The organism is Bacteroides graminisolvens DSM 19988 = JCM 15093 (assembly GCF_000428125.1).
Taxonomy (GTDB): Bacteria; Bacteroidota; Bacteroidia; order Bacteroidales; family Bacteroidaceae; genus Bacteroides; species Bacteroides graminisolvens.
The window spans coordinates 94832-120417 of the sequence record NZ_KE386627.1; the positions used below are offsets into that span (position 1 = coordinate 94832).

Below are 25586 nucleotides of genomic sequence, written 5' to 3' on the forward strand. Positions count from 1 at the left end.
TACACTCTGATAGCGCTTATGCAGTAATGGCCTTGAAGTCTATTGCCAGCGCTTGTTCCGCCTTGTCGAAGTCTATAATGTACTTTTGGGGCACTCTGGAACGATTGGCTCCTTCATCACACAAAATCGCTTTGTACTTGGCCGGAATACTTAAAATATTCTGTAGCATGTAGAAAAGCTCGCCGAACAGCTCACGTATTTCGGGCCAATAAAGCGCATAAGCCTCGAACATCTGCGGTGCGCTTTTGCTGTTAATGCATTCGCCCGCTTCGATGTTGCTGACAGTACGTTGGGTAGTAGCGGCCATATCGGCAATGTCTTTTTGTGTTATTTTACGTCCTTTTCTAGCAAAAAATAAGCGCACATAGAATAATAACTCCGATTGTCTCCTCCCAATTAATGAAAAAATATTTTTCATAGTATATTAATTTTGTTTAATGTTATCAATCACATTAAGGTTTTTTATTCTGCAAAAATAAGCAGGATATTTGTAATATCCACTATAAAAAGTTTCTAAAATGCATATTTTAATTTTAGAAACTTTTTTATTCTAGTTATCTGATTAATATTACTAGGTTTGCAGCACTTAATTTTTTATTAATAATTAATCAAGATGATGTAATTGATTATATAAATACATAATCAAGAAGTACTAATTTTAAAAATGACGAATATGGATTTTATGAACCAGTTGAGAATTAAAGCAGTGATTATCAAGCAAGAAAGTGGGTGCAGTTTTAGTTTAGCTATGGAAAAAGCAAGTTTAGCATTTAACTTAATTGAAAAACTTCACGCCGGCAATGTGACCTTTCAGTATCAGAAAGAAGATGGCACCCTGAGAGAGGCGGAGGGTACCTTGTGTAATTACGAATATTGTTTCAAACGACCTTATAAACCTCGCCACAATACGAGTTTTGTGGTTTACTATGATGTGCAGCGGCAGGCATGGCGCGCATGCAAAGCGGCTAATCTCATTCAGATTTGCACTCCTGAGCATGCTATCCAGCCGAAATCGGATTTGCTGCCATGAGCACACTGCCCAACCAAAGTGAGGCGCGGGCGCTGCACATCCGCCTTTGCAAGCAGTATCAGGTTGATTCGCTTCGCGAGGCTGCCCTGGCGCTTGCCGAGGAGTTGCAATACGTGTTGAGCATGGTCGATGAGCTGGAACCGCAGCCCGATACCTCTTCTCCCTCTTGCTATTATTCGGCCGACGAGTTGGAGCAGGAACGCCAGGCTCTCTGCCGCCAATTGGGAATTTCTCGCTGGTGTTGACTAATTAGATAACGGTTATTTCGATGTGCTTGAAAATCAGCGGTTTGCAGCAGTGGAATTATTTTTTTTGCTAGTGTTGTCTAAATGGTTAACGGTTATTTCGATGTGCTTGAAAATCAGCGGTTTGCATTGGTTGGATTATTTTTTTTGCCGGTGTTGTTTAAATGGTTAACGATTATTTCGATGTGCTTGAGGATCAGCGGTTTGCATTGGTTGGATTATTTTTTTTGCCGGTGTTGTCTAAATGGTTAACGGTTTTTTCGATGTGCTTGATTATCAGCGGTTTGCATTGGTGGGATTATTTTTTTTGCTGGTGTTGTTTAAATGGTTAACGGTTATTTCGATGTGCTTGAAAATCAGCTGTTTGCATTGGTTGGATTATTTTTTTTGCCGGTGTTGTTTAAATGGTTAACGGTTATTTCGATATGCTTGATTATCAGCGGTTTGCATTGGCTGGATTGTTTTTTTTGCCGGTGTTGTTTAAATGGTTAACGGTTTTTTCGATGTGCTTGATAATCAGGGGTTTGCATTAGTGGGATTATTTTTTTTGCCGGTGTTGTTTAAATGGTTAACGGTTTTTTCGATGTGCTTGAGGATCAGCGGTTTGCATCGGTGGGATTATTTTTTTTGCCGGTGTTGTTTAAATGGTTAACGGTTATTTCGATGTGCTTGAAAATCAGCGGTTTGCATTGGTGGGATTATTTTTTTTGCCGGTGTTGTTTAAATGGTTAACGGTTTTTTCGATGTGCTTGATTATCAGTAGTTTGCATCGGTGGAATTATTTTTTTTGCTAGTGTTGTTTAAATGGTTAACGGTTATTTCGATGTGCTTGATTATCAGCGGTTTGTGGTGGTTGAATTATTTTTTTTGCCGGTGTTGTTTAATTAGTTAACGGTTTTTTCGATGTGCCTGATTATCAGTGGTTTGTGGTGGTGAGTGGTGGTTTTGTTTCTCTGCTTCAAAAATGATCTTTGACGGTAATAAATCGTTAAACTAAAAAGAGCTGTTTGCATTTCTAAAATAATAAAAACAAACGAGAAAAGAGCGTAATCAATGTCTTTTTGCCCTTAAAAATAGCTACAAGCTATTGACGCTAGTTGTGCGTTGCGTGTTTTTAGTATATACACGAAAAGCGTGCAAGTTGTACACACAAAAGAAACTTCTTGTATTGAACGTTTCAAATGGTGTATAAAATGGGCCGGCAGGCGTTAAATGAATGGCTTGCCGACTTCATAAATAACAGGAATAGTAATTTTATTTTATAACAAAAAAACAATATCATGGAAAATTGGAGATTTATTGAAGGAACCGACTGTCGTTACATGGTGTCTGATGCCGGCAGGGTGGCGAGTTTTAAGCGTGGTGGAAGCTGCTTTCACAAGGCAAAGAACTCTTCTATGGGGTATGCGTCGGTGTGGATTTGCATGAAGGGTATTATGACTCAACACTTGGTTCATCGGTTGGTGGCCAAGGCGTTTATTCCTAATCCCAAGAATCTGCCGATGGTGAATCACCTCGACGGTAACAAAGCGAACAACCGGGCGGATAACCTGGAGTGGTGTGATCAATATGAAAATTTTCAGCATGCATTGCTGCACGGACTGGTCAATTTTAAGGCCAAGCCTTGTGGCGTGCTCAACGAAGCGGGCGAGGTGGTAAGGCGTTATCCGTCGGTTAGCGCCATGTGCCGGGCCGAGAATTTTTCGATAGCTACCATCAACACGCAGTTGCGGGTACCTGCCGTTTGTGGGAAATATAAAAATGTAGTAACATATCTTTAAATTATAAACAGTAAATATATTAATTAATGATGAGAGATACAATCGTTATTCATTGCTCGGCCACACGTGTCGGTCACGATGTTACCGCGGCGGTTATTGATGCATGGCATCGCGATCGCGGATTTTGGAGCATTGGTTATCATTACGTAATTTGCCTGGATGGCAGCATTGAGGCGGGGCGTGACGTGACGCTCGACGGGGCGCACTGCATGGGGTGGAATGCCCGTTCTATAGGTATTTGTTACGTGGGCGGACTCAACGAGGCGGGTCAGCCGTGCGACACGCGCACTCAGCCACAGAAGGAGGCATTGCACAAATTGGTAGATGCGCTTTGCCTGACCTTTCCTTCGGTGAAGCAGGTGATAGGGCATCGGGATGCCAGTCCGGATGCAGATGGCAACGGTGTTATTACACCGAATGAATTTCTTAAATCCTGTCCCTGTTTTGATGTCAAAAATGAATTTATAATAACAAAATAACGAACATGGCAAGACCACAGAAAGACGGACTCGATTATTTTCCGTTCGACGTTGATTTTATGAAAGACACCAAAGTACGCCGCATTGCGCGTACTTTCGGTTGCACGGGCACCATGGCCATCGTGATGCTGTTTACCGATATTTACCGCACGCGGGGGTATTACATGAATTGGGATGAGGACACTTGTTTCGACCTCAGCGAGACCCTGCAATGCGACCCCGAGCTAGCTGCTAAAATTGTTGATGCGTGCGTTTTAGCTAAGATTTTTAACGTTGATTTGTTTCAAGACAAGGCGGTGCTTACCTCGGCCGCCATTCAGCTGCGCTACCTGAAAATTAATCAGGATTGCAAGCGGCAACGCACCATCAATCCCGAATTAAGTTTGATTGAATTACCGCAGGAAGCACCCCAACCACCCGCTGAAAAACCCAAAAGAAAGGGTCGTAAACGGGCTGCTTCGGACGAAGTGCCCCCAAATGCGCCTTCCGAAGCAGTTACTTCGGAAGGAATGCCCCAAAGGAAACAAGAGGAGACAAGAGGAAACCAAAACAAAGGAGAGAATAGTACAGCAAATCAAAATGAATTAAAACAGACTACAGAAGAGCATAGCACAGCAGATGAAATCGCCCGGTGTGGCATAACAGCCGCGGGCTGCCTGCCCCCACAAAGCGTTGCCGGAAACAGGGGTGAACCCGCTGTTGTTTCTAATGGTCTGTCTTCCGCTTCCGCTGATTTTATTTTTTCTTCTCCGTCTGGCGAGTCTATTAGGGAAGAGTTTTCGGGAGCCTATAAACCTGCTGGCTTCGGAGGGGGTAATAGTGAAGCTGCTCTTCCAACTGGAGCACTAAACATGAACGACGATCCGCAAAGCAGCGACGCAAACGGAACTCTTCCTGCAGCCCTCTTAAACTCCCTTCGTGGAGCGCCCCCGCACGACGAAGGCACGTATCTTCGGGCGGTTGCCCGGGTGCGTGAAGTGATGAACATGCTCGAGGTGACCGACGAAAAGTCCGTGTCGGCCATTTGTGAGATGTGCCGTCGCACCGAGCTTGGCGGCATCGGCGGACTGGTGTGGCGCATCTTGAACTTCTCTTATCTACCCGAGCTGAAGCGTAAGGAACGCCCTGCCGTTTATGTGCTTTGGGCATTTAACCACCCCGAATTGTTCATGGATACGTACGAAAAGTACATACGCAAGATACAGCGCAAAAACGGTAAATTATAAGCGAAGAAACATCTAAAATGAAAGAATAATGGACACACAAGAAATGCAATTTCCCTATACCAGTCTCACGAAAACAGAACTGGCGCAGTTATATCTGCCCGAATTCACGGCTGCCGTGGCACGCAGAAAACTCAATGTGTGGATTGCCCGCAACCGGCAACTAACCGACTGTTTGCAGCAAACGGGCTACTCATCGCGCTTGCACCTGCTCACTCCCGCACAGGTGAAATGTATTGTACACTATTTAGGAGAGCCTTAGAACGAACGTAGTGTGGCTGGCCGCCTTTTCTGATTCATACGCGGTTTCTAATTAGCGATTTTATTCGTTTTTCGTTCATTTCAACCCTTTATAAACCACTGCGAACCATACATAGTTACCCTCTTTGGGGCAGGTTGTACCTTTGCACTGTTCCGGAACAAAGGCAAGAAGTGAGAGTTCTGAATGCCACGAACCCGCTTCTTTCCATGAGTAATTAACCCTTAAAAATAACTATTTATGACTTTATTTTACAAACCACGTCAAAGTAACATTGTGTCGAAAGACGGAGTGAAGAAATGGCATCCGCGCCTGGTCAAAGTGGGCAAGGTAATCGACACCCAGAAAGTGGGCGAACTGATTGCCGAAAAGGCTTCACTCACCCCGGGAGATGTGCACAACGTAATTCGCAACCTGATGAGTGTGCTCAGAGAACAGTTGCTCAACAGCCGCACCGTGCGGCTCGACGGACTGGGCTCGTTTACCATCCTAGCCAATGCCAGCGGTCGCGGCGTGAATAAAGCCGATGATGTTTCGGCTTCGCAGATTGGCGCCCTCAGGGTGCAGTTTACACCCACATCGACCCGCAGTCCGAGCACCCGAGGCGCTACCCGAGCCTTGTTTTGCGGGGTGGAGTATCAGCGGTGGACGGGAACGGAGGATGCCGAAACTCCCGATGAACCGGTTGATCCGGGCACCGGCGGAACAGGCGGTACCGGTGGCACAGGGGGTACCGGCGAAGATCCCGATGATCCGAACGGATAACGCTTCCTTGGCGGCTTGACCGGTCATCTGAACGGGTAACGCTGGCTCGGCCGTCCATGCCAATAGCCAGAACGCATAATGCTGGCCCGACCGGTCATTCTATAACCCTGGCGAATAACGCTTTCCAAACCGATTGACCGGTCAGGCATGGGGTACATAAATGTAATACAATTGTTGAATTAAAAACCTGAAAAAATGAAGAAAATCAGTTGGGGAATCATCCTGAAAATCATCATCGCAGTGGCTAGTGCCGTTGCTGGTGCCGTGGGCGCACAAGCCATGACACTGTAAACAGTAATTTCCGGCTCCATGTACCTTGATTAAATAGCGTGCACGAGCCGGAAATTTTGTTTAAAATTACTTGTATTTTGCAAATTATGATTTACCTTTGTGTTATTCATTTACATTACTGGAATTAACAAAACTATTTATTACGTATGAAAAAATTAGCTTTATCCCTCCTTTTGCTCCTCGTTACCGGAGGTGCAGGTGCGCAGGTCAGCACCGTTTACACAGATATTTACGGCAAGTTTGAGGTAATGGTTGACCTCGAAGATGGTGGTTACGCCGTTGTTAACATGTATGGCGACATTCTTGAAATTGACACGCAGGCGTTCATTGACTATTATTCCGACTTTTGGTCATACGAGGCGGGCAAGGTGAAACGCATCGGCAACGTTTCTTTCTCTTATTATTCTGACTTCTGGTCGTACGAATCGGGAAAAATAAAAAGCATCGGCAATGTGGGCTTTCAGTATTACTCCGACTTTTGGTCGTATGAGGCAGGCAAGGTGAAAAGCATCGGGCGAACTCAGTTTTCTTACTATTCTGATTTCAACGACTGGGAATATGGAAAGCTCAAATCCATTGGTGGCAACCGTTACTCGTATGTGCCTTCTTACAATGGCAGGCGTGGCTCGACGCCGGTGTCCGGCAGGTTGAAGGTTGAAGACGGTGGAATAGCGTTTCGAGTCATGGGACCTGCACCGCGCAGGCGTTACTGATAAAAGTATAAAAAATAACCCCTTTCTGAATCACAACAGAAAGGGGTTATAATTTAAACAACAAAAACTAACAAAGTACACCCTCAGGGACTCGAACCCTGGACCCATTGATTAAGAGTCAATTGCTCTACCAGCTGAGCTAAGAGTGCAACAAATATGCAACAAGAAAAGTACACCCTCAGGGACTCGAACCCTGGACCCATTGATTAAGAGTCAATTGCTCTACCAGCTGAGCTAAGAGTGCATTTTTTTTCTGTTTGCGGGTGCAAAAATAGGCTTTTTATTTTTTACTGGCAAGTAAAAAAGAACCTTTTTTAAAGGCTTTTTTCGAGCGGCTACTCAAATACATACACTTCGGATGGCGTACTGCGCTTTAAAGCAGCGAGTTGCACATCTTTTCCGGCAATAATTCCTTTGCTTCTTAATTTCCATTCAATGGTTTTATAAGCCAGTTCGGGGTGATTATTGTCTTTGCTTAAATGGCACAGCCAGATGTATTTTAAGTGTTCGCTTATGTTTTCGGCCAGAAACTCGGCCGTGTCCATGTTACACATGTGTCCGGTGCTTCCGGAAATGCGTTCTTTTAAATAGGCAGGGTAGGGACCCATTTTCAGCATTTCTTCGTCATAATTAGCCTCTATAATAAGGTAATTGGCCTTTGAAATGTAGTGGGCGGCGGTGGGCGTAATCTCGCCAAGGTCGGTGGCAAAAGAGAATGTTTTGCCGTCAATTTCTACGCAGTAACCCACATTATCCGTTCCGTCATGCGGAACTTCAAATGAGGTTATGCGGAAATCTTCCAGTTGCATGGGCGCTTCTTTCTCGAGGTAACGCACGCTGTGGCACAACTTTTCGGTCATGCAGTAGCTTTTGTTTATTCCTTCGTGAATGCGCGCGGTGGTGTAAACCGGTATGTGAAGTTTTTCACCCAAATGTCCCACGGCTTTTATGTGATCGGCATGATCATGCGTAACGAAAACGCCCCGAAGGCTCTCCATGGGTATTTGTACTTCTTTCAATGTCTTTTTTATGGTGCGGATTCCGATGCCTGCGTCAATCAGTATGCCGTATTTTTCTGTGCCTAAGTAGTAGCAGTTACCGCTACTACCGCTGGCAAGGCTTATAAATTTTATTTTCATGTTGAATATACGCGATGGTAAAATGGCCACAAATATACACAATAAAAAAGAACTGAACGTACCGACTATCCTTTTTTGTCCATTTTGTTGGTTATTTTAGCAAATGCCAGCAGTGCAAAAGCGGCTACCAAACCGATGCCTGCAAAATAATACCAGATGTAATGGGCGTTGGCGCTGGCTGCCATCCATGCTTCGCGGGTTTCGAACAAAGCGGGGTCGGGACAGTATTTGGTGAGCAGGATTCCTGCCAACCCGAAACCGAAAATGGACGAAAGGAAGGAGTGCAGGTGACTGAATCCGAGGTACATGCCTTCCTCGCCTTTGGGTGCCTGAAGCGAAAAATACTCCAGATAGCGCGGTGAAATGAAGCATTCTGCCAATGCCTGAACCACAATTCCCAGTATCATCATCAGGGTGATGTTGCTCATGCTGCCCAGCAAATCGTTGCCCAGCAGGTTGCCACACGCCATCAGCAGGGCAGAAATGGGGATGAGGAACATGCCGATGTTCATCGATGTAATGGCGCTTTTGCGAGCCATGAGGCGTGTCACGAAGCTAACGCAGCACACCACGATGAAGGGGTTTACGTTGGCTATCCATCCGGGTTTGGCGGTTTCGCCTGCCATGCGGATAACGTATTTGGGCATGGTGGCGTAAAGCTGTTGTTGCACCATCCAGAAACCGGTTACGATGAGGATCAGTATGAGCAATCGCCAGTTGGTGATGATGCGCAGAAAACCGCGACCGATGTCGCCCATGCTTTTGCCTTCGCCGGCTGTCTCGGCCGATTTGTAAAGCAATATAACGGCCAGCAGGGCGATGAATGTCATGGCGCCGGCAAAGTAATTGATGTAAATGTAGGCTTGGTCGCCAATCTGATCACGCAGGGGGTCGATAACGGTTTTGCCCGTAAAGGCTCCGATGTTCACCATCATGTAAAAAATGGAGTAGCCGCGTGCACGGGTAGCTTCGGTGGTTTCTTTGGCAACGGAAGCCGATATGATGGACTTGATGAAGGAACCGCCAATCATCAGCGTGACCAGCACGGGCACAATAATCCAGCGTTCGCTGCTTTGCGGCAAACCGTTAAACTGTGTGGTGCTGCCGTAGGTTACCAGTCCGGATGATTCCAGAAAAGTGGGCAACGCACCCAGTCCCACGTAAGCAATGGTGAGCAGGGTGAAAGCGGTGATCATTGACTTGCGGAAGCCTATTTTGTCGGCATAAGCTCCCGTCAAAATGGGTAGCAGATACAAACCGCCCGAGAAAAGCCCGGAAATGATACTTGCCTCGAAATCATTGAAACCTAAAATACTCGATAAATAGATGGTTAGAACGATAAATACGGCATAGTATGCCATGCGTTCAAACAGTTCGACTGTGTTGCTAACCCAAAAGGCTCTTGTAAAGCCTTTGTTAGCAGCTTGAGGGGAATTGCTCATTTTTTCTGTTACTTTATTAAATTAGGAGAGCAAAGATAGAAAAAGTGCTGGAATTTTAAGATAAATCCTATCTTTGCGTGCATGCAGTTAAAGGATTTATTAGAAGAATTGACAGAAAAATACAATGTGCAGGCGTTTATTGATACGGATCCGGTGCAATTTCCCCGTCGGTTTTCGCGTTTGCAAGATGTGGAGGTGTCGGCTTTGCTGACTTCTGTGATCACCTGGGGGCGTCGCGACATGGTGCGCCGTGATGCGCAGCGGTTGCACGAAGCGATGGGCGATTCTCCGTTCGACTTTATTATAGAGGGTGGCTGGCAACGATGGGAGGATTCTGCGCGCAACGTGCACCGCACTATTTTTGAGCGCGATTTATTCTTTGTTTGCCGGGCGTTGCAGGGGTTTTACGCCACGCATCATTCTTTAGAGGAGCTGTTTACCGGTCGCAACGGAGTGTTGGGCGGATTGCATGAACTATCTGCTTTGTTGCAAACCCGGCATGTGGCTTCGCCGCTTACGCAGAGCCCGTGCAAGCGTTCCAATCTGATGCTTCGCTGGCTGGTGCGGAATGACGGCATTGTCGATTTGGGCGTGTGGCAGCGCATCTCGCCCGCGGAACTTATCATTCCGCTCGATGTACATGTGGGGCGCATCTCGCGTGAGCTGTGGACGGACATTCCCCGAACCGAACGGCTGAAAACGGCATTGATCATCACGGATCACCTCAAGGAATTTTGTCCGCACGACCCGTGCAAGTACGACTTTGCCTTGTTTGGCTTCGGCGAGGAGCAGAGCCGTATGAAATTAGCCTCGACTTCTCTTACTGACCCCGAAAAAACTTTATAAACTTTCTTTTTTTGGGAAGTATTGTTCTGTAATCCATTCATAGGCGGGGTTTCAAGCCGATGAGCGACCTTGCTTTGTGGGGATCAGTCTCTTTTACCCACCGTAAAGCGACTGAGCGCAGGCACGAAACGTTGTTGCAGGTAATACAGTGCCAAGGTAATGCCCACGGTGAGCAACAGGGGGAGCAGATACAGTATGAAAGAGGCTGTTTCACTGGTATCGGGCACAAAAGTGACCAGCGTTTTTCGGATTTGACTCAGCATTTGTTCGTGCGCAGCGTACACAAAAAAGCTTCCCGAAGCCAGGAAATGCCGGGGACGTATTTTTTCCTTTTCGATGAGCCACGAGGTGATGTTGAAGGTGAACACAATGCCTAGCAGGAGGCCTGCCGGATGCAGGTACGTGGTAGCCACTGTGCCTTTGCAAAGGGTATCGGCCAGCGCAATGGCGGGGTATGCCACCCACGAGAAACGTTGTATCTTTCTGCATTCGGTTACCATATTTCTGCCCTGAATGCTCAGCAATGCACCGATTGAAAAGAAGAAGATGGCACCCGTATTGAGTCCGGTGACACGAAACGAAAAACCGCCGATCCACGCCACAAAAAGGGCGGCAATGAAGAGGTGCGGCAGGCGTTTTATGCCTGCGTACACAAGGGGAGTGAGGAGCACGGTTACCATGAGATCGCGTACAAACCACAGCGGATACACCAGCGGATAATGCGGTGCGCGGATGTCCCAGAAACACCGCAGATAGTCGGCTATCTGCCACGTTTCAACTCTGTCCACAGGACCGTAAGCCAGTGTGCGCAACTCAAAAACTTCTTGTAGTACAACGTATGTGGCAATAGCCCACAAGTTCCAAAACAGGTAGGGCACCAGTAGGGAAGAGGCTCTCTTGCGGAGCTTCTCCCGGTATGTTGCACCGGTAAACTGCTTCAGTTTATAAAAAAACAGGTAGCCGGCAATGAGAAAAAACAGCGGAACGCAAAAACGTGCCACGACTTCGGACGATAGGTTGCGCACAAACACAAACACATCCCCTTTCGGATGAATGGGGTTGTAGCTGTGTATCAGCAATACGCCTATAATCATAGGGAATCTGAGCCACGCAATGGTTTTTGATTGTACTTCTTGCGGTGTCATGTTGGGGAACAAAGGTATGCAAATATGTTTCATCCGGAAACTAAATCAGACAATAACAAACGTTACATGTTTTGCAAAAATCTAAAAATATCAAAAAATATTTTTGGGAAAAGTGCTATTTCACTATATTTGGAAAACGACAAATTAAAATAAAATTATTATGAGAAACTTTTTAGTATTATTATCTTTCTGTTTTGTAGTAACTAATCTTTTTGCTCAAACTCCCGATCCGGCTAAGTTGAAGTCCGAAGGTGACAATGCTTTGAAGGCCAAAAACTATGCAGTGGCTTTTACAAAGTACAATCAGTATTTGAAGCAAACCAATTACCAAGATTCTATTACGGCTTTCAATTGTGGCGTGTGTGCTGACCGTACAAAAAAATATGCCGATGCAGCCAAATTATTCGATGTGGCCATTCAAAAGAATTACAATGTAGCTTCGGCATACATCGGTAAGGCTTCTGCGTTACGTAATTTGAATAAGGACAGTGAATATCTGGCTACGCTGCAAGAAGCGATGCAGGCTGCTCCCGCTAATGCTACGATTGAAAAGTTATATGCTATTTATTATTTGAAAGAGGGACAGGCTTTCCAGAAGGCGGGTAATTTGGCCAAAGCGGAGGAGAGTTACAAGCATGCTACTGAAGTAACTAGCAAAAAGTGGAAAACGGATGCTTTGTACAGCTTAGGGGTTTTGTTCTTTAACAACGGTGCGGTTACGCTTAAAAAAGCGGCTCCTTTGGCTAATAGTGATGCTGCAAAATACGAGGCTGAAAAGAAATCGGCCAGTGATGATTTTCAAAAAGCGAGTACTTATTTAGAAGAGGCCGTTGCGTTGTCGCCCGAAAGAGCGGAGGTAGCAAAAGTTCTTGGACAAGTAAAAGCTGCTATGTAAACGGTGTGGTACAAAGAAAAAAAGGCATCCAAACGGATGCCTTTTTTTTTTGATAAAAAGTCGAATCTCTTATATTTTTTAAATGATAGAGAGCTTTTTGAAGCAAGTGGCCAGCTTATCAATAGCTATGTCTATTTGCTCTTGCGTATGCGTAGCCATTAACGAGAAACGAATAAGTGTATCGTTAGGTGAGCATGCAGGAGGCACCACCGGGTTGACAAATACTCCTTCGTCAAATAACATTTTGGTAACCATGAAAGTCTTCTCCATGTCGCGCACATACAGCGGAATAATAGGAGTTGAGGTGTGACCAATTTCAAACCCTAAGTCGCGGAAGCGCTTGAGTGAATAATGGGTCATGTCCCACAAATGCTGAATGCGTTCAGGCTCACTCTTCATGATTTGCAGTGCTGCACGTGCCGCGGCAGTGGCTGCAGGAGTGTTGCTGGCGCTAAAGATGTAAGAGCGTGAGTTGTGACGAAGGTAGTTGATAATTGACTCATCGGCTGCGATAAAACCTCCGATTGCTGCCAATGATTTGCTGAACGTACCCATGATCAGGTCTACATCATCCGTTACACCGAAGTGATCACAGGTTCCGCGACCTTGACGGCCCAAAACTCCTAATCCGTGAGCTTCATCAACCATGATGTTGGCGTTGTATTTCTTTGAGAGACGAACAATCTCGGGCAAGTTGGCTATATCACCTTCCATGCTGAAAACACCGTCAACCACAATAAGTTTTACAGCTTCAGGTCTGCATTTCTGCAACTCCTTTTCAAGTGACGCCATGTCATTGTGCTTGAATTTTAGCGCTGTAGAGAAAGAGAGGCGTCGGCCTTCTACAATGGAGGCGTGATCAAGTTCGTCGCAAATTACATAGTCCTCACGACCTGTAACACACGATACGACACCCAGATTTACCTGAAATCCTGTAGAATAGATGATGGCATCTTCTTTGCCTACAAATTCTGCGAGCTCTTTTTCTAATTGCAAATGGAGGTCGAGTGTTCCATTCAAAAAACGAGAACCTGCACAACCGGTACCATATTTGCGAGTAGCTTCAACAGCAGCTTCAATTACCTTCGGATGATTTGTCAAACCCAGATAAGAATTAGAGCCGAACATCAAAACCTTTTTGCCGCTCATAATTACTTCTGTGTTCTGTTCACTTTCGATACACCGAAAGTAAGGATATACGCCTTTTGCCTTCACTTGTTGCGGCAGGTCGTATTTTGCTAACTTCTCTTGTAGTAATTTCATGAATATATTATTAATAAATCCGCTTTCGAATCACATTAAATATGTTCTATAGCTTTATAATCTGTTATGTGTCTTTCAAACAGGCTGCAAAGATAACAAAAATATAAAATGATTATGCTTCTACTATAAAATAATAATATTACTTTTGTCTCTTGTCTTATGAATTAGCCCATAATCTGCATGTTTTTGTAATGATGAAAAGAGTTATTTTTATTTTGAACCCTGCTTCGGGAACTCAAAACAAGGAATTAATTATAAGTCAAATAGATGATATTATTAATAAGGAGAAGTATCAGTCAGAAATTGTATGGACCAGCTATGCCGGTCATGCGGTTGAAATAGCCCAAAAAGCAGCTGAGGAAGGCGTATACGCCGTAATAGCTGTTGGGGGCGATGGTACGGTGAATGAAATTGGGCGCTCACTTATTCATACCGATACAATCATGGGCATTGTTCCCAGCGGATCGGGTAACGGATTGGCCAGGCATTTACAAATTCCCATGGAACCTAAAAAGGCGCTTGAGGTTATTAATGAATCTTTGGTGGAAACCATTGATTACGGATTGATAAACAAAGTTCCTTTCTTTTGCACTTGTGGGGTGGGGTTCGACGCTTTTGTTAGCCTCAAATTTGCCAAAGCGGGCAAAAGAGGATTACTTACTTACCTGGAAAAGACTTTGCAGGAAAGTTTGACGTACCAGCCCGAAACCTATGAGCTGGAAACGGAAGACGGGATGGAGAAACACAAGGCTTTCTTAATAGCGTGTGGCAACGCTTCGCAATATGGCAACAACGCATACATTACCCCTCAGGCTACATTGACAGATGGTTTGCTGGATGTAACGATTCTAGAGCCTTTTACAGTGCTCGATGTCCCTTCGTTAGCGTATCAGCTTTTCAATAAAACAATAGATCAGAATAGCCGCATTAAAACCTTCAGGTGCAAGAAGTTAAAAATCAGCAGAAGCAAATCGGGTGTGGCACATTTTGATGGCGATCCGATGATGACCGATCATGTGGTGAATATTGAAATAATAACCAATGGACTCAAGGTGTTTGTGCCCCGCGAAAAGGAGGTAAAAGAAGGACTCAACGTACTGCAGAAAGCGCAAGAGTATGTTAACGGACTCAAGCAGTTAAATGATTCGATCTTTGAAGATATAACGGCCAAGAACCGAACTTTACTAAATAAAAATAAGGAACTGCTGAAGAAACTCACAAAGAGAGATTGATTTAGTGGGGCAACCAAAGTGGAATTGCAAATTATTGTGTATTTTTGCATATTCTTTGGAAGAATAGTTATTTTAGAAATAATCAATATAAAGATATAAAAGACCATGTTTAGAACCAATACGTGTGGAGAGTTACGCATCTCCGATGTAAACAAGCAAGTTACGCTGTCAGGCTGGGTGCAAAGAAGCCGTAAGATGGGAGGGATGACCTTTATCGACTTACGTGACCGTTACGGAATAACTCAATTGGTTTTTAATGAGGAGGTTGATGCCGAATTATGCGAAAAGGCCAATAAACTGGGACGTGAATTTGTTATTCAAGTTGTGGGAATTGTCAATGAGCGTTTCAATAAGAACGCCAACATTCCTACCGGTGATATTGAAATTATCGTTTCGGAACTTCATGTTCTCAATGCAGCCGTAACGCCTCCTTTTACCATTGAAGATAATACAGACGGGGGAGATGATATTCGTATGAAGTATCGTTACCTCGACCTGAGAAGAAATGCGGTTCGTTCAAATTTGGAACTTCGCCACCAAATGGTTATGGAGGTGCGTAAGTATCTCGACGGACTGGGATTCCTCGAAGTGGAAACACCTATTCTTATTGGCTCAACGCCCGAAGGTGCGCGCGACTTTGTGGTGCCTTCACGCATGAATCCGGGGCAATTTTATGCTTTGCCGCAATCGCCTCAGCTATTCAAGCAATTGTTGATGGTTTCGGGCTTCGACCGTTATTTCCAAATTGCCAAGTGTTTCAGAGATGAGGATTTACGTGCCGACCGCCAGCCCGAATTTACACAAATTGACTGCGAAATGAGCTTTGTGGAGCAGGAAGATGTGATTACCATCTTTGAAGGTATGGCCAAACACTTGTTCAAAACCATTCGTGGAATAGAAATCAACGAGCCATTTGCCAGAATGTCTTGGCATGATGCCATGAAAACTTACGGTAGCGATAAGCCCGATATTCGTTTCGGCATGCAGTTCGTTGAATTAATGGATGTATTAAAAGGACATGGCTTCTCTGTTTTTGATGATGCAGCTTTTATAGGCGGTATTTGTGCAGAAGGAGCTGCAACATATACTCGTAAGCAGCTCGATGCGCTGACCGATTTTGTGAAAAGACCTCAAATAGGGGCTAAGGGACTTGTTTACGCACGCATCGAAGCCGATGGAACGGTGAAATCGAGCGTTGATAAATTCTATTCTCAGGAAACTTTGCAGCAGATGAAAGAAGCCTTCGGTGCCAAACCGGGCGATTTGATCCTGATACTTTCCGGAGATGACGCAATGAAAACCCGCAAGCAGCTTTGTGAATTGCGACTTGAAATGGGCAACCAACTGGGATTAAGAGATAAAAATACGTTTGCCTGCTTGTGGGTAGTCGACTTCCCTCTCTTTGAGTGGGACGAAGAATCGAAACGATTCATGGCTATGCACCATCCGTTTACCTCGCCCAAACCCGAAGATGTTCATTTGCTCGATTCAGACACGGGAGCCGTCAGAGCCAATGCTTATGACATGGTGATTAATGGCGTTGAAGTAGGTGGAGGATCTATTCGTATTCACGATAGTGCACTGCAAAATAAAATGTTCGAACTGATGGGCTTCACCCCCGAAAAAGCACAAGAGCAATTCGGTTTCTTGATGGATGCCTTTAAGTTTGGCGCTCCTCCTCACGGCGGTTTGGCGTACGGACTCGACAGATGGGTGTCACTCTTTGCCGGTCTCGATTCTATTCGTGACTGCATGGCATTCCCTAAAAATAATTCCGGAAGAGACGTGATGATTGATGCTCCCGCTCCGCTGGAGTTGTCACAGCTTGAAGAATTGAATTTAAAGATAAATATCAAAGAATAAAGACTCTAAAAACTAAAATAACACATAAATGTAACATAGTTGATAAAAATAATAGGATTTTGTGAACCTTTTTATTTGTGCCAATGTTATATAAATGTGTTTTTCATAGTATTAGATAAAAGATTAGTAGTAAAAGATTGTATTCGCTTGGGATAAGTAAATACGTCGAAAACAGAAGAGTCTGTTTTTTTGATAAATGTGTTATTAGCATCGGTTCTTTCGGACCGATGCTTTTTTCTTGCTTTTTCATTATTAATATAGCTTGTTACAAATAAATTTCCTACATTTGTGGAGTTATATACGATGAATTACAATGAACGTACCTGTTATTTTTCAATTTCTGAAAGATTTGTCAGAGAACAATAATCGCGAATGGTTTCAAGAACACCGTGCTGAGTACGAAGTGGTCAGGGAAGAGTTTGAAAAGCTTCTGGCAGCAGCCATAACACGCATTTCTATGTTTGACGAAAGCATCAGAAGTGTTCAACCCAAAGACTGTACGTACCGTATTTATCGCGATACACGTTTTAGTGCAGACAAAACTCCCTATAAAACCCATTTGGGCGGATACATCAATGCCAAAGGCAAGAAGTCTGACCATTGCGGCTATTACATTCATTTGGAACCGGGCAACTGCATGCTGGCAGGAGGAAGTTACTGTCCGCCACCCAATATACTGAAAGCTTTAAGGCAGTCTATTTATGAAAACATCGACGAGTATGTGTCGATAGTTGAGGACCCTTCTTTCAAGCAATATTTTCCGGTGATAGGCGAATCATTTTTGAAAACTGCCCCCAAAGGTTTCCCAAAAGATTTCAAGCACATTGACTATCTAAAATGCAAAGATTTCACTTGTGCTTATAAGGTGGACGACAGCTTTTTTATGGATGCCAACTGGCTCGACAAAATGGAGGAGGTCTTTGTGCAGCTGAAACGCTTCTCGGACTTTACGAATTTTACGATTGATGATTTGGAATAAGAATATTATTTAATTACAATAACTATGATAGTAGATACTTTAGAAAACCTGGAAAAATATGCCGGGCTGAATCCATTGTTCGCTCAGGCTGTAGAGTTTTTAAAATCTCACGATTTGAATGCGCTAGAGGTTGGCAAAACAGAGCTTCAGGGCAAAAACCTGGTTGTCAATGTGGCACAAACAAATCCTAAAACAAAAGAACAGGCCAAATTGGAAACTCACAATGAGTTTATCGACATACAGATTCCATTGTCGGGCATTGAAACAATGGGGTATACTCCTGCATCAAGTTGTACACCTGCCGATGCTGCTTACAATGCTGAAAAAGATATTACATTTTTTGAGGGCTTAGCAGAAACTTATGTTACCGTAAAACCGGGTATGTTTGCCATATTCTTCCCCCAAGATGGTCATGCACCCGGCGTTACTCCTGAAGGAGTCAAAAAGGTAATCGTGAAAGTGAAAGCATAAATTTCAAACACTCTAATTCATCCTGCATGGAAAGAACTCTTAATATCATCAAACACGATCTGTGGCTAGAGCCTTTTGAAGAGGCTATTAATGGTCGTTATCGGTATGCACTGGGAAAAAAATCCGAGTTGACAAACGGAGGAAAACAATCTCTATCGGATTTTGCTACGGGATATCTTTACTTTGGCTTGCACAAAACAAGTAAAGGATGGGTCTTTAGAGAATGGGCTCCAAATGCAACCCAGATTTATCTGATTGGAACTTTCAGTAACTGGAAGGAAGATCAGGCTTATGCTATGACCCGTTTGGAAAACGGAAACTGGGAAATAGAATTGCCGGCCGATGTATTGCATCACGGTGATTTGTATAAGTTAATTGTGCATTGGAATGGGGGCTGTGGCGAACGGATTCCCGCATGGGCTACCCGTGTGGTGCAGGATGCACAAACCGGCATTTTCAACGCACAGGTATGGGACCCTCAAACACCTTATGTGTTTAAGACTAAGAACTTTAAACCGGCTACCGATCCGTTGTTGATTTACGAGTGCCACATTGGCATGGCTCAGCAGGAAGAAAAGGTGGGTACGTATAACGAGTTTCGCGAAAAGATTCTGCCGCGTGTTGCCAAAGCGGGTTATAACTGCATTCAGGTTATGGCCGTTCAGGAACATCCTTATTATGGAAGTTTCGGCTATCATGTTTCTAACTTCTTTGCGGCTTCGTCTCGTTTCGGAACACCCGATGAATTAAAGGAACTTATTGATGCTGCTCATGCTTTGGGCATTGCAGTGATTATGGATATTGTTCATTCTCATTCCGTGAAGAATGAGGTGGAAGGACTGGCTAACTTTGCAGGTGACCCAAATCAGTATTTTTATCCGGGAGCTCGCAGGGAACATCCGGCATGGGATTCCTTGTGTTTTGACTATGGCAAAAATGAGGTAATTCATTTTCTGTTGTCTAACTGCAAATATTGGCTGGAGGAATATTCTTTTGATGGTTTCCGCTTTGACGGAGTAACCTCTATGCTGTATTTCAGTCACGGGTTGGGAGAGGCTTTTGTTAATTATGCCGATTATTACAACGGACATCAGGACGATAACGCCATCTGCTACTTAACTTTGGCCAATGATTTGATTCATCAGGTAAAGGTGAATGCCATCACCATAGCAGAAGATGTATCGGGTATGCCTGGCATTGCAGCGAAAATTGAAGATGGCGGGTATGGATTCGATTACCGCATGGCCATGAATATTCCTGATTACTGGATTCGTACCATTAAAGATAAAATTGACGAGGACTGGAAACCTTCCGGCATATTTTGGGAAGTGACCAACCGCCGCAAAAATGAAAAGACTATTTCTTACGCAGAGAGTCATGACCAAGCTTTGGTGGGCGACAAGACCATCATTTTCCGTCTCATTGATGCTGATATGTATTGGCACATGCAGAAAGGTGATGCTAACTACGTGGTTAACAGAGGAATAGCCTTGCATAAAATGATTCGGTTGATTACGGCTTCTACCATGAACGGTGGTTACCTTAATTTTATGGGTAACGAGTTTGGGCATCCCGAATGGATTGACTTCCCCAGAGAGGGTAACGGTTGGTCTTGTAAGTATGCTCGTCGCCAATGGGATTTAGTTGATAATAAGAACCTGCTTTACCACGTCATGGCCGACTTTGACGCTGATATGTTGAAGCTATTGAAGGGTGTGAAGAGTTTCCAAACCACTCCTGTGCAAGAAATCTGGCACAATGATGAAGATCAGGTATTGGCTTTTCAACGCAAAGATTTGATTTTTGTGTTCAACTTCAACCCCAAGAAGTCTTTTACCGATTATGGTTTTTTGGTAACGCCGGGTAAATACATGGCTGTTTTGAATACCGATAGTCCTCTTTACGGTGGCAACGGACTGACAGATGACACGGTTGAGCACTTTACCGTTGCCGATCCGCTTTATGCACGTGAAAAGAAAGAATGGCTTAAAATTTACATCCCTGCTCGTACGGCAGTTGTTTTAAAGAAGATGTAAGCGTTTGGCTGTTACAAAAACAAAATAATAATACCGTTCTGAAGCAGAGCTCAATTAAGTAGCTCATCTATTCAGAACGGTATTTTTTTGTGTTGAAAACGTGTGTCTAAAAAATAATCTTCAAAATTTTGGCTCCGTGCGCTGCGAGGCTTGTCTCGGTAGCTTTGTAGGGGAGCAAAGAAATGATTTCCTTTTTGTTCGTCAGCAAATCGGTTGCTTCATATCCCTCCGTTTGGGGCATTTGAAGATAATCAAATGCGTGCGAGGGTAAATTGATGGCAACTTCAACAGCCACACAATCAAAGTTGACAACAATGAGAAGCAGTTCGTTTTTGTATTTTCGCAAAAAAGTATATTGCTTATGCTCGTTGAACTTCCAGCCATTTTGGTTTGCGTACATCAAATCGAAGAACTGTCCACAACTAATCGCTTTTTCGTGGGTAGAAAGTGTGAGGAGTAAACGATAAAAATCGAGTAAATGCTGTTGTTCCGGAGTTATTTTCTTGCCATCAAACTTGCCTCCGTTTCTCCACTTACGTATGCTGTCCATACTCCAGTAATCGAAAATGCTGGTTCGTCCGTCCCGGCCGCTGAAACCTTCCGTATCCATGCCTTTTTCACCCAATTCCTGCCCCGAATAAATCATGAATGGATTGGTGTTCATACAAGAAGAAACCACTAAGGCCGGAATGGCCTTGCGCGGATCACGAGCAAAAAAGTCGGATGCAATACGCTGTTCATCGTGGTTTTCCAGAAAGTTAAGCATTTGTTTTTCCAGTCCGCCCAAGCTTTGCCAGCAACGAGTTATGGCATTTGCCGATTCGTATCCGCAGGTAATGTTTCGCAAAGTGTCATACAATCCTACTTTATCATACAAATAGTCAAATTTGCCCTTTTGCAAATAGTTTTTGTATTCATAAGGGTTATAGACCTCAGCAATAAATAACAGATCGGGATAATCCTTTTTCACTTGCGGCACCACCCATTCCCAAAATTCCACGGGAACCATCTCGGCCATGTCACAACGAAATCCGTCAACACCTTTGGCAGCCCAGAAGAGAAGGATGTGCCTCATTTTCGTCCATGTATCCGGAGTGGGCGAGAAGCACCGCGTGCCTCCGTTGGGGTAATCAACTCCGTAATTCAACTTGACTGTTTCGTACCAGTCGTTTATGTTGGGCGAAGCATCGAAGCGGTTGTTTCCCGTTGCCTTGGCAGGGTATTCCTTGTAAGGAGTATCCCCCCCGGCTTTCAAGTCAAACTGGCCTTTAAATTCAGTTTGAGGTATGTAGTAATAATTGTTGTATGGACTGAATGACAGTGTTTGATTGTCATCGGCACCCAATTCGGCTATGTCGGCCGGTTGCACATCCGAGTGATATTGCCGGGCCACGTGGTTCGGAACAAAATCAATGATAACCTTCAATCCCTCTTTATGAGTTCGTTTCACCAATTCTTCAAACTCATGCATCCGCTTTTCAACATGAGTGGCCAAGTCGGGATCCACATCGTAATAGTCTTTAATGGCATAAGGAGAACCCGCTTTACCCTTCACAACAGCCGGATGATCCCGTTGGATGCCGTATGCACTGTAATCGGTTTGCGTGGCGTGTTCAATGATTCCTGTGTACCAAATATGTGTGACTCCCAGTTTTTTTATTTCACCGAGCGCTTTGGGCGTGAAATCATTAAACTTACCACACCCATTGGTTTCCAGGCTGCCGTTGTTAACGCAGTAATTATTGTTGTTGCCAAAAAGGCGGGGTAATACCTGATATACTATCAGTTTATTTTGTTTCTCTATCATGTTTGGGATTAGCGTAAGTGAATAATCCTTTCTTCCTTGTGACTTTGGTAGGCCGCCTCAATGATTCGTATCACATCGAGCACCTCGGATGCGTCTGTTTCCAGCGCTTCGTTTAGTCTCAGGTGACGGTAAATGTTCTCGTAAAACGCACCGTAGTTTCCTGCCGGGCCCTCGTAACGCGTATTTATCTCTCTGCCGTCGGCTTCGGTGTGTAGCCATCCGTAAAATTCTTCATCTTCTTTCCCCCAGTTTTGTTCCAGAGGAGACTTTCCGGCTATTAAATCTTCTTCCTGGCGGTCAATACCGTATTTTACAAATGATCCCAATGTACCGTGTAAAACAAAACGAGGTTCGGGAGTACGCATCAGGTAGCTGGCTTTTAGTGAAACTTTAAGCTCAGGAGCCAAGGCAGGACGTAGGAAGCGGATCACAAAATAATCATCGACCATTCCTCCGGTTCTTACAGTTCCCAAATCGGCATATACGGCTTCCGGTAATCCAAAAAGTCTGACAGCCTGATCAATCAGGTGCGAACCGATGTTATAGGTTAATCCACCGCCTAATTCACCGGTTTCTTTCCACGTTCCCGGTTTAATAAAATTGCGGTAACGTGAAAACGTCGATTCAAATTCCACAACTCTTCCCAACAGGTTTTTAGCCAGAATTTCTTTTACCGCAAGGAAATCAGCGTCCCATCTTCTGTTTTGGTAAGCGCTGATCATTAGGTTTTTAGATTTTGCTATATCAACTAACTCTTTAGCCTGATCAGCGTTGCTGGTAATGGGCTTTTCAATGACCACATGCTTTCCGGCAAGCAATGCTGCTTTGGCGTATTCATAATGCGTACTGTCTGGTGTATTGATGATGATGAGTTCCAACTGCGCATCAGCAATCAGTTCATCAAAGCTTCTTACTATTTCTGCTTTTGGATATTTCTCTTTAGATAAATTCTTACTCCTTTCAACTATTTTTGAGAGTTCAAATTGGGGATTCGAACTGATGAAAGGCGCATGAAATACTTGTCCCGACATGCCAAAAGCGGCTAGTCCCGTTTTAATTACTTCCATATTTTTCCTTTTTCCTCTAATAGTTCGGTTATTAAATGGTTGGCAGTTTCGTATCCGTGATTAAATATTTCTTCTGCCTTTTCAAGTTCGCGGTTGCTATATTTACTAAGATTGCCCGGCTCAATGAGCAAGTCGCAATACTCCATTTCTTTGAATGAGTTAGCCCTGAACATCAGGTGATAAGACCTCAGCGCAATACCAATAATATTCATTTTATATTGCTCCATGTTGAGCGGACTCACGTTGATGGCTACAACCTTTTCGCATTGTTTTCGGATAACCGAAGCCGGCAGGTTCATAAACAGCCCCCCGTCAACGTAATGCACACCGTTTATTTTTACGGGAGCAAACAAGATGGGCATGCAACACGAAGCCGCAATTCGTTCGGGAATGCTTCCTTTTCTGAATTGAACGCTTTTACCGTGATCCAAATCGGTTGCCGTAACGATTAACGGCGTCTTCAGCTCTTCCAGCTTTTGGGCTTTGAGGTTGCTGCGAAGGAAATCTTGAAATTCGCCCAACTCGAAAAGTCCCACTTTGGGAATAACCAGTTTGGTAAGATCCTGAAACTTGTGCCCCGAGAAAAAGTCGAGCACCTTATAAGGTTCATTACCATCCGCATAAAACACACCCGCCAACGATCCGGCACTAACTCCGGATATTACATCGGGTTTAATGTCGTGTTCCAGAAGCGCCTGCATAATTCCCAAATGCGCAAAGCCTTTAATAAAGCCACCGCTTAAAGCATAACCAATATTGAAGTCCATTTGTTTATGACATTGAATTTGTTCGCTACGAAGTTAATTAGATTTCCCGATTAATTAACTTAACCGGCCATATAAAATGCGAGGATCCGGATTTTACAGCATCTGTAATTTCAATGCTATTTCTGCACATGCTTCAGCGTCGGCCAATGCATGGTGGTGATTATCCAGTATGTAACCCACGTGTGCCGAGACAGTGTGCAACTGATGGTTTTCCAGTCTCGGGAAGTAACGTCGTGATGCCTGCAAGGTGCAATAAAAAGTGTAATTAGGATAAGGAATGTCATATACTTCATGACACTTTTTGAGGCATGGTTCATCGAAACTTTTGTTGTGCGCTATTAAAGGCAAGCCAGCTATCCGAGGTGCAATTTCAGCCCATACATCGGGAAACAGCGGTGAGTTGACCGTGTCATTAAACGTAATGCCGTGGCACTCAGTGGCCCATCTGCAGTAAAAATTAGGACTAGGCTTTATCAAGCGATAAAAGCGGTCAACAATGATGTCGTTTTTTACAATGACGATCCCTACACTGCACACACTGCTGCGATGTTGGTTGGCTGTTTCAAAATCTATTGCTGCGAAGTCTTTCATATGGAAATTAGATTGTTTAGCTGAAAAAGGGCCGTACAATGCTGACGACCCTTTTACTGTTTACTTAAAATAAAGCTTAAGCTATTCCGTGAGCATCAACAGATGGCTCAATCTTCTTAATCATTCCTTGAAGAACAGCACCCGGTCCGCATTCGGTAAAGTCGGTTGCCCCGTCGGCTACCATGTTTTTTACCGTTTGAGTCCAGCGTACAGAAGCTGTCAGCTGAGCCACCAGATTCTTTTTAATTTCCAAAGGATCAGTATGCGGTTTGGCATCAACGTTCTGATAAACCGGACACTTGGGAGTGTGTATTTCAGTGGCATTGATAGCCGCTTCCAACTCAATCTTTGCAGGATCCATGAGCGGAGAGTGGAAAGCACCACCTACCTTTAAAGGAAGAGCACGTTTGGCACCAGCAGCTTTCATCAACTCACATGCCTTTTCAATTCCCGGTACTGATCCCGAAATTACGATTTGTCCCGGGCAGTTGTAATTGGCCGGCACACAAACCTCTCCTTCGATTGAAGCGCAGATTTCTTCCACTTTCTCGTCGGCCAGTCCCAAAATGGCAGCCATTGTCGACGGAGTAGCTTCGCATGCTTTCTGCATAGCCATTGCACGAGCATATACTAATTTTAATCCGTCTTCAAAGTTGAGCGCTCCGGCTGCAACAAGAGCCGAAAACTCGCCCAATGAATGGCCGGCAGTCATTTCAGGTTTGAAATCGTCGCCCATGCAAAGAGCAGAGATTACCGAGTGCAAGAAAACAGCAGGCTGAGTCACTTTGGTTTGACGCAAATCCTCATCCGTACCGTTGAACATAATATCCGTAATCCGATATCCGAGGATATCATTTGCTTTTTCAAATAATTCTTTGGCAAGTGCCGAGCTTTCATACAAGTCTTTGCCCATTCCTACAAATTGAGCACCCTGACCCGGGAATACAAATGCTTTCATATTTTCTCTATTTTAGTAGTTTTTATAAAACACGGCCCCAAAGGTAAGGATTTTATTCATACGATGAATCTCAAAGAGAAAAGAATCTGCTTTTGAACGTTTCAAATGAAACCATGTGGCATATCGATGGTTGTGTGAATACAATAACTTCCTTGCCGCGTAGTAAATAACGGGTAAGCTAAAATGCCTGATTTTCAGACCATAAACTCTTTTTGTAATAAATACAATTAGCCCTGACGTAGATTGGCTGCAATACATATTGTTTTTTGGAAGATAAGACAAAAGCATCATATTGTAAG

General features: G+C 44.2%; 26 protein-coding genes and 2 tRNA genes. 16 read left to right on the forward strand and 12 right to left on the reverse strand.

Annotation, left to right across the window (positions count from 1 at the left end):
• Positions 1-16: 16 nt before the first annotated feature.
• Positions 17-418, reverse strand: a complete 402-nt coding sequence (locus C511_RS0112890; RefSeq protein ID WP_024997337.1) for a helix-turn-helix domain-containing protein — start codon at positions 416-418, stop codon at positions 17-19.
• 255 nt (positions 419-673) lie between these two features.
• Between C511_RS0112890 and C511_RS16885 the strand changes: the two genes are divergently transcribed.
• The 9 genes from C511_RS16885 (at position 674) to C511_RS17320 (ending at position 6786) form a co-directional block, all read left to right on the forward strand.
• Positions 674-1030, forward strand: a complete 357-nt coding sequence (locus C511_RS16885) for an SH3 beta-barrel fold-containing protein (RefSeq protein WP_051260528.1) — start codon at positions 674-676, stop codon at positions 1028-1030.
• 122 nt (positions 1031-1152) lie between these two features.
• Positions 1153-1275 carry a hypothetical protein gene (locus C511_RS18455; protein ID WP_262482341.1) on the forward strand — a complete coding sequence of 41 codons (123 nt, stop codon included), beginning with the start codon at positions 1153-1155 and terminating at the stop codon, positions 1273-1275.
• Positions 1276-2555: 1280 nt separating this feature from the next.
• The gene (locus C511_RS16895) at positions 2556-3056 is read left to right on the forward strand and encodes an NUMOD4 domain-containing protein (RefSeq protein WP_051260529.1); all 501 of its coding nucleotides are present in this window, start codon (positions 2556-2558) and stop codon (positions 3054-3056) included.
• Positions 3057-3085: 29 nt separating this feature from the next.
• Positions 3086-3535: an N-acetylmuramoyl-L-alanine amidase gene (locus C511_RS0112930; protein ID WP_024996983.1), complete on the forward strand. Its 450-nt coding sequence runs from the start codon at positions 3086-3088 to the stop codon at positions 3533-3535.
• A gap of 5 nt (positions 3536-3540) precedes the next feature.
• Complete coding sequence (locus C511_RS17315; RefSeq protein ID WP_024996982.1) at positions 3541-4761, forward strand: DUF4373 domain-containing protein; 1221 nt, start codon at positions 3541-3543, stop codon at positions 4759-4761.
• 28 nt (positions 4762-4789) lie between these two features.
• Positions 4790-5020: a DUF4248 domain-containing protein gene (locus C511_RS0112940; RefSeq protein ID WP_024996981.1), complete on the forward strand. Its 231-nt coding sequence runs from the start codon at positions 4790-4792 to the stop codon at positions 5018-5020.
• A 237-nt stretch (positions 5021-5257) separates the two neighbouring features.
• A complete protein-coding gene (locus C511_RS0112945; protein WP_024996980.1) occupies positions 5258-5782 on the forward strand; it encodes an HU family DNA-binding protein in 525 nt (174 codons plus the stop codon).
• A 195-nt stretch (positions 5783-5977) separates the two neighbouring features.
• The gene (locus C511_RS17980) at positions 5978-6073 is read left to right on the forward strand and encodes a smalltalk protein (protein ID WP_154657504.1); all 96 of its coding nucleotides are present in this window, start codon (positions 5978-5980) and stop codon (positions 6071-6073) included.
• Positions 6074-6219: 146 nt separating this feature from the next.
• Positions 6220-6786 (forward strand): hypothetical protein, encoded by a 567-nt coding sequence (locus tag C511_RS17320; protein ID WP_024996979.1) that lies wholly within the window; start codon positions 6220-6222, stop codon positions 6784-6786.
• A 76-nt stretch (positions 6787-6862) separates the two neighbouring features.
• Here the strand turns inward: C511_RS17320 and C511_RS0112960 are convergent.
• From C511_RS0112960 to C511_RS0112975, 4 genes are all read right to left on the reverse strand, one after another.
• A tRNA-Lys gene (locus tag C511_RS0112960) sits at positions 6863-6935 on the reverse strand.
• Positions 6936-6957: 22 nt separating this feature from the next.
• Positions 6958-7030 (reverse strand) — tRNA-Lys (locus C511_RS0112965).
• A gap of 91 nt (positions 7031-7121) precedes the next feature.
• Positions 7122-7925 (reverse strand): MBL fold metallo-hydrolase, encoded by an 804-nt coding sequence (locus tag C511_RS0112970; RefSeq protein WP_024996978.1) that lies wholly within the window; start codon positions 7923-7925, stop codon positions 7122-7124.
• Positions 7926-7990: 65 nt separating this feature from the next.
• Positions 7991-9367, reverse strand: coding sequence for an MFS transporter (locus tag C511_RS0112975; RefSeq protein WP_024996977.1), 1377 nt, complete (start codon positions 9365-9367; stop codon positions 7991-7993).
• Positions 9368-9448: 81 nt separating this feature from the next.
• Here C511_RS0112975 and C511_RS16910 point away from each other — a divergent pair, with 81 nt between their 5' ends.
• Positions 9449-10213 (forward strand): TIGR02757 family protein, encoded by a 765-nt coding sequence (locus C511_RS16910; RefSeq protein WP_051260530.1) that lies wholly within the window; start codon positions 9449-9451, stop codon positions 10211-10213.
• Between the two features lie 83 nt (positions 10214-10296).
• On the opposite strand, the gene C511_RS17325 is transcribed toward C511_RS16910, so the two are convergent.
• A complete protein-coding gene (locus C511_RS17325) occupies positions 10297-11391 on the reverse strand; it encodes an acyltransferase family protein (protein WP_081698316.1) in 1095 nt (364 codons plus the stop codon).
• Positions 11392-11518: 127 nt separating this feature from the next.
• On the opposite strand from C511_RS17325, the gene C511_RS0112990 reads away from it, so the two are divergent.
• A complete protein-coding gene (locus tag C511_RS0112990; protein WP_024996974.1) occupies positions 11519-12253 on the forward strand; it encodes a tetratricopeptide repeat protein in 735 nt (244 codons plus the stop codon).
• A 78-nt stretch (positions 12254-12331) separates the two neighbouring features.
• Here the strand turns inward: C511_RS0112990 and spt are convergent, their stop codons facing one another.
• Complete coding sequence (gene spt / locus C511_RS0112995; RefSeq protein ID WP_024996973.1) at positions 12332-13516, reverse strand: serine palmitoyltransferase; 1185 nt, start codon at positions 13514-13516, stop codon at positions 12332-12334.
• 194 nt (positions 13517-13710) lie between these two features.
• Here spt and C511_RS0113000 point away from each other — a divergent pair, with 194 nt between their 5' ends.
• The 5 genes from C511_RS0113000 to C511_RS0113025 all read left to right on the forward strand — a co-directional run bounded on the left by C511_RS0113000 (position 13711) and on the right by C511_RS0113025 (position 20097).
• Positions 13711-14748, forward strand: a complete 1038-nt coding sequence (locus C511_RS0113000; protein ID WP_027318244.1) for a diacylglycerol/lipid kinase family protein — start codon at positions 13711-13713, stop codon at positions 14746-14748.
• A gap of 105 nt (positions 14749-14853) precedes the next feature.
• Positions 14854-16611 (forward strand): aspartate--tRNA ligase, encoded by a 1758-nt coding sequence (gene aspS / locus C511_RS0113005; RefSeq protein WP_024996972.1) that lies wholly within the window; start codon positions 14854-14856, stop codon positions 16609-16611.
• A 313-nt stretch (positions 16612-16924) separates the two neighbouring features.
• Positions 16925-17590, forward strand: a complete 666-nt coding sequence (locus C511_RS0113015; RefSeq protein WP_024996971.1) for a DUF2461 domain-containing protein — start codon at positions 16925-16927, stop codon at positions 17588-17590.
• A 24-nt stretch (positions 17591-17614) separates the two neighbouring features.
• Positions 17615-18061 (forward strand): YhcH/YjgK/YiaL family protein, encoded by a 447-nt coding sequence (locus C511_RS0113020; protein WP_024996970.1) that lies wholly within the window; start codon positions 17615-17617, stop codon positions 18059-18061.
• Between the two features lie 26 nt (positions 18062-18087).
• Positions 18088-20097 carry an alpha amylase C-terminal domain-containing protein gene (locus C511_RS0113025; RefSeq protein ID WP_027318245.1) on the forward strand — a complete coding sequence of 670 codons (2010 nt, stop codon included), beginning with the start codon at positions 18088-18090 and terminating at the stop codon, positions 20095-20097.
• A gap of 106 nt (positions 20098-20203) precedes the next feature.
• Here the strand turns inward: C511_RS0113025 and C511_RS0113030 are convergent, their stop codons facing one another.
• From C511_RS0113030 to fabD, 5 genes are all read right to left on the reverse strand, one after another.
• A complete protein-coding gene (locus C511_RS0113030; RefSeq protein ID WP_024996969.1) occupies positions 20204-21901 on the reverse strand; it encodes an alpha-amylase family glycosyl hydrolase in 1698 nt (565 codons plus the stop codon).
• A gap of 11 nt (positions 21902-21912) precedes the next feature.
• Positions 21913-22971 carry a Gfo/Idh/MocA family oxidoreductase gene (locus tag C511_RS0113035; protein WP_024996968.1) on the reverse strand — a complete coding sequence of 353 codons (1059 nt, stop codon included), beginning with the start codon at positions 22969-22971 and terminating at the stop codon, positions 21913-21915.
• Positions 22962-23738: a patatin-like phospholipase family protein gene (locus C511_RS0113040; RefSeq protein ID WP_024996967.1), complete on the reverse strand. Its 777-nt coding sequence runs from the start codon at positions 23736-23738 to the stop codon at positions 22962-22964. The genes C511_RS0113035 and C511_RS0113040 overlap by 10 nt, the downstream gene beginning before the upstream one ends.
• Positions 23739-23831: 93 nt before the next feature.
• On the reverse strand, positions 23832-24329 hold the full coding sequence (locus tag C511_RS0113045; RefSeq protein ID WP_027318247.1) for a 3'-5' exonuclease: 498 nt from the start codon (positions 24327-24329) through the stop codon (positions 23832-23834).
• Between the two features lie 76 nt (positions 24330-24405).
• A complete protein-coding gene (gene fabD, locus C511_RS0113050; protein WP_024996966.1) occupies positions 24406-25287 on the reverse strand; it encodes an ACP S-malonyltransferase in 882 nt (293 codons plus the stop codon).
• Between the last annotated feature and the right edge of the window lie 299 nt (positions 25288-25586).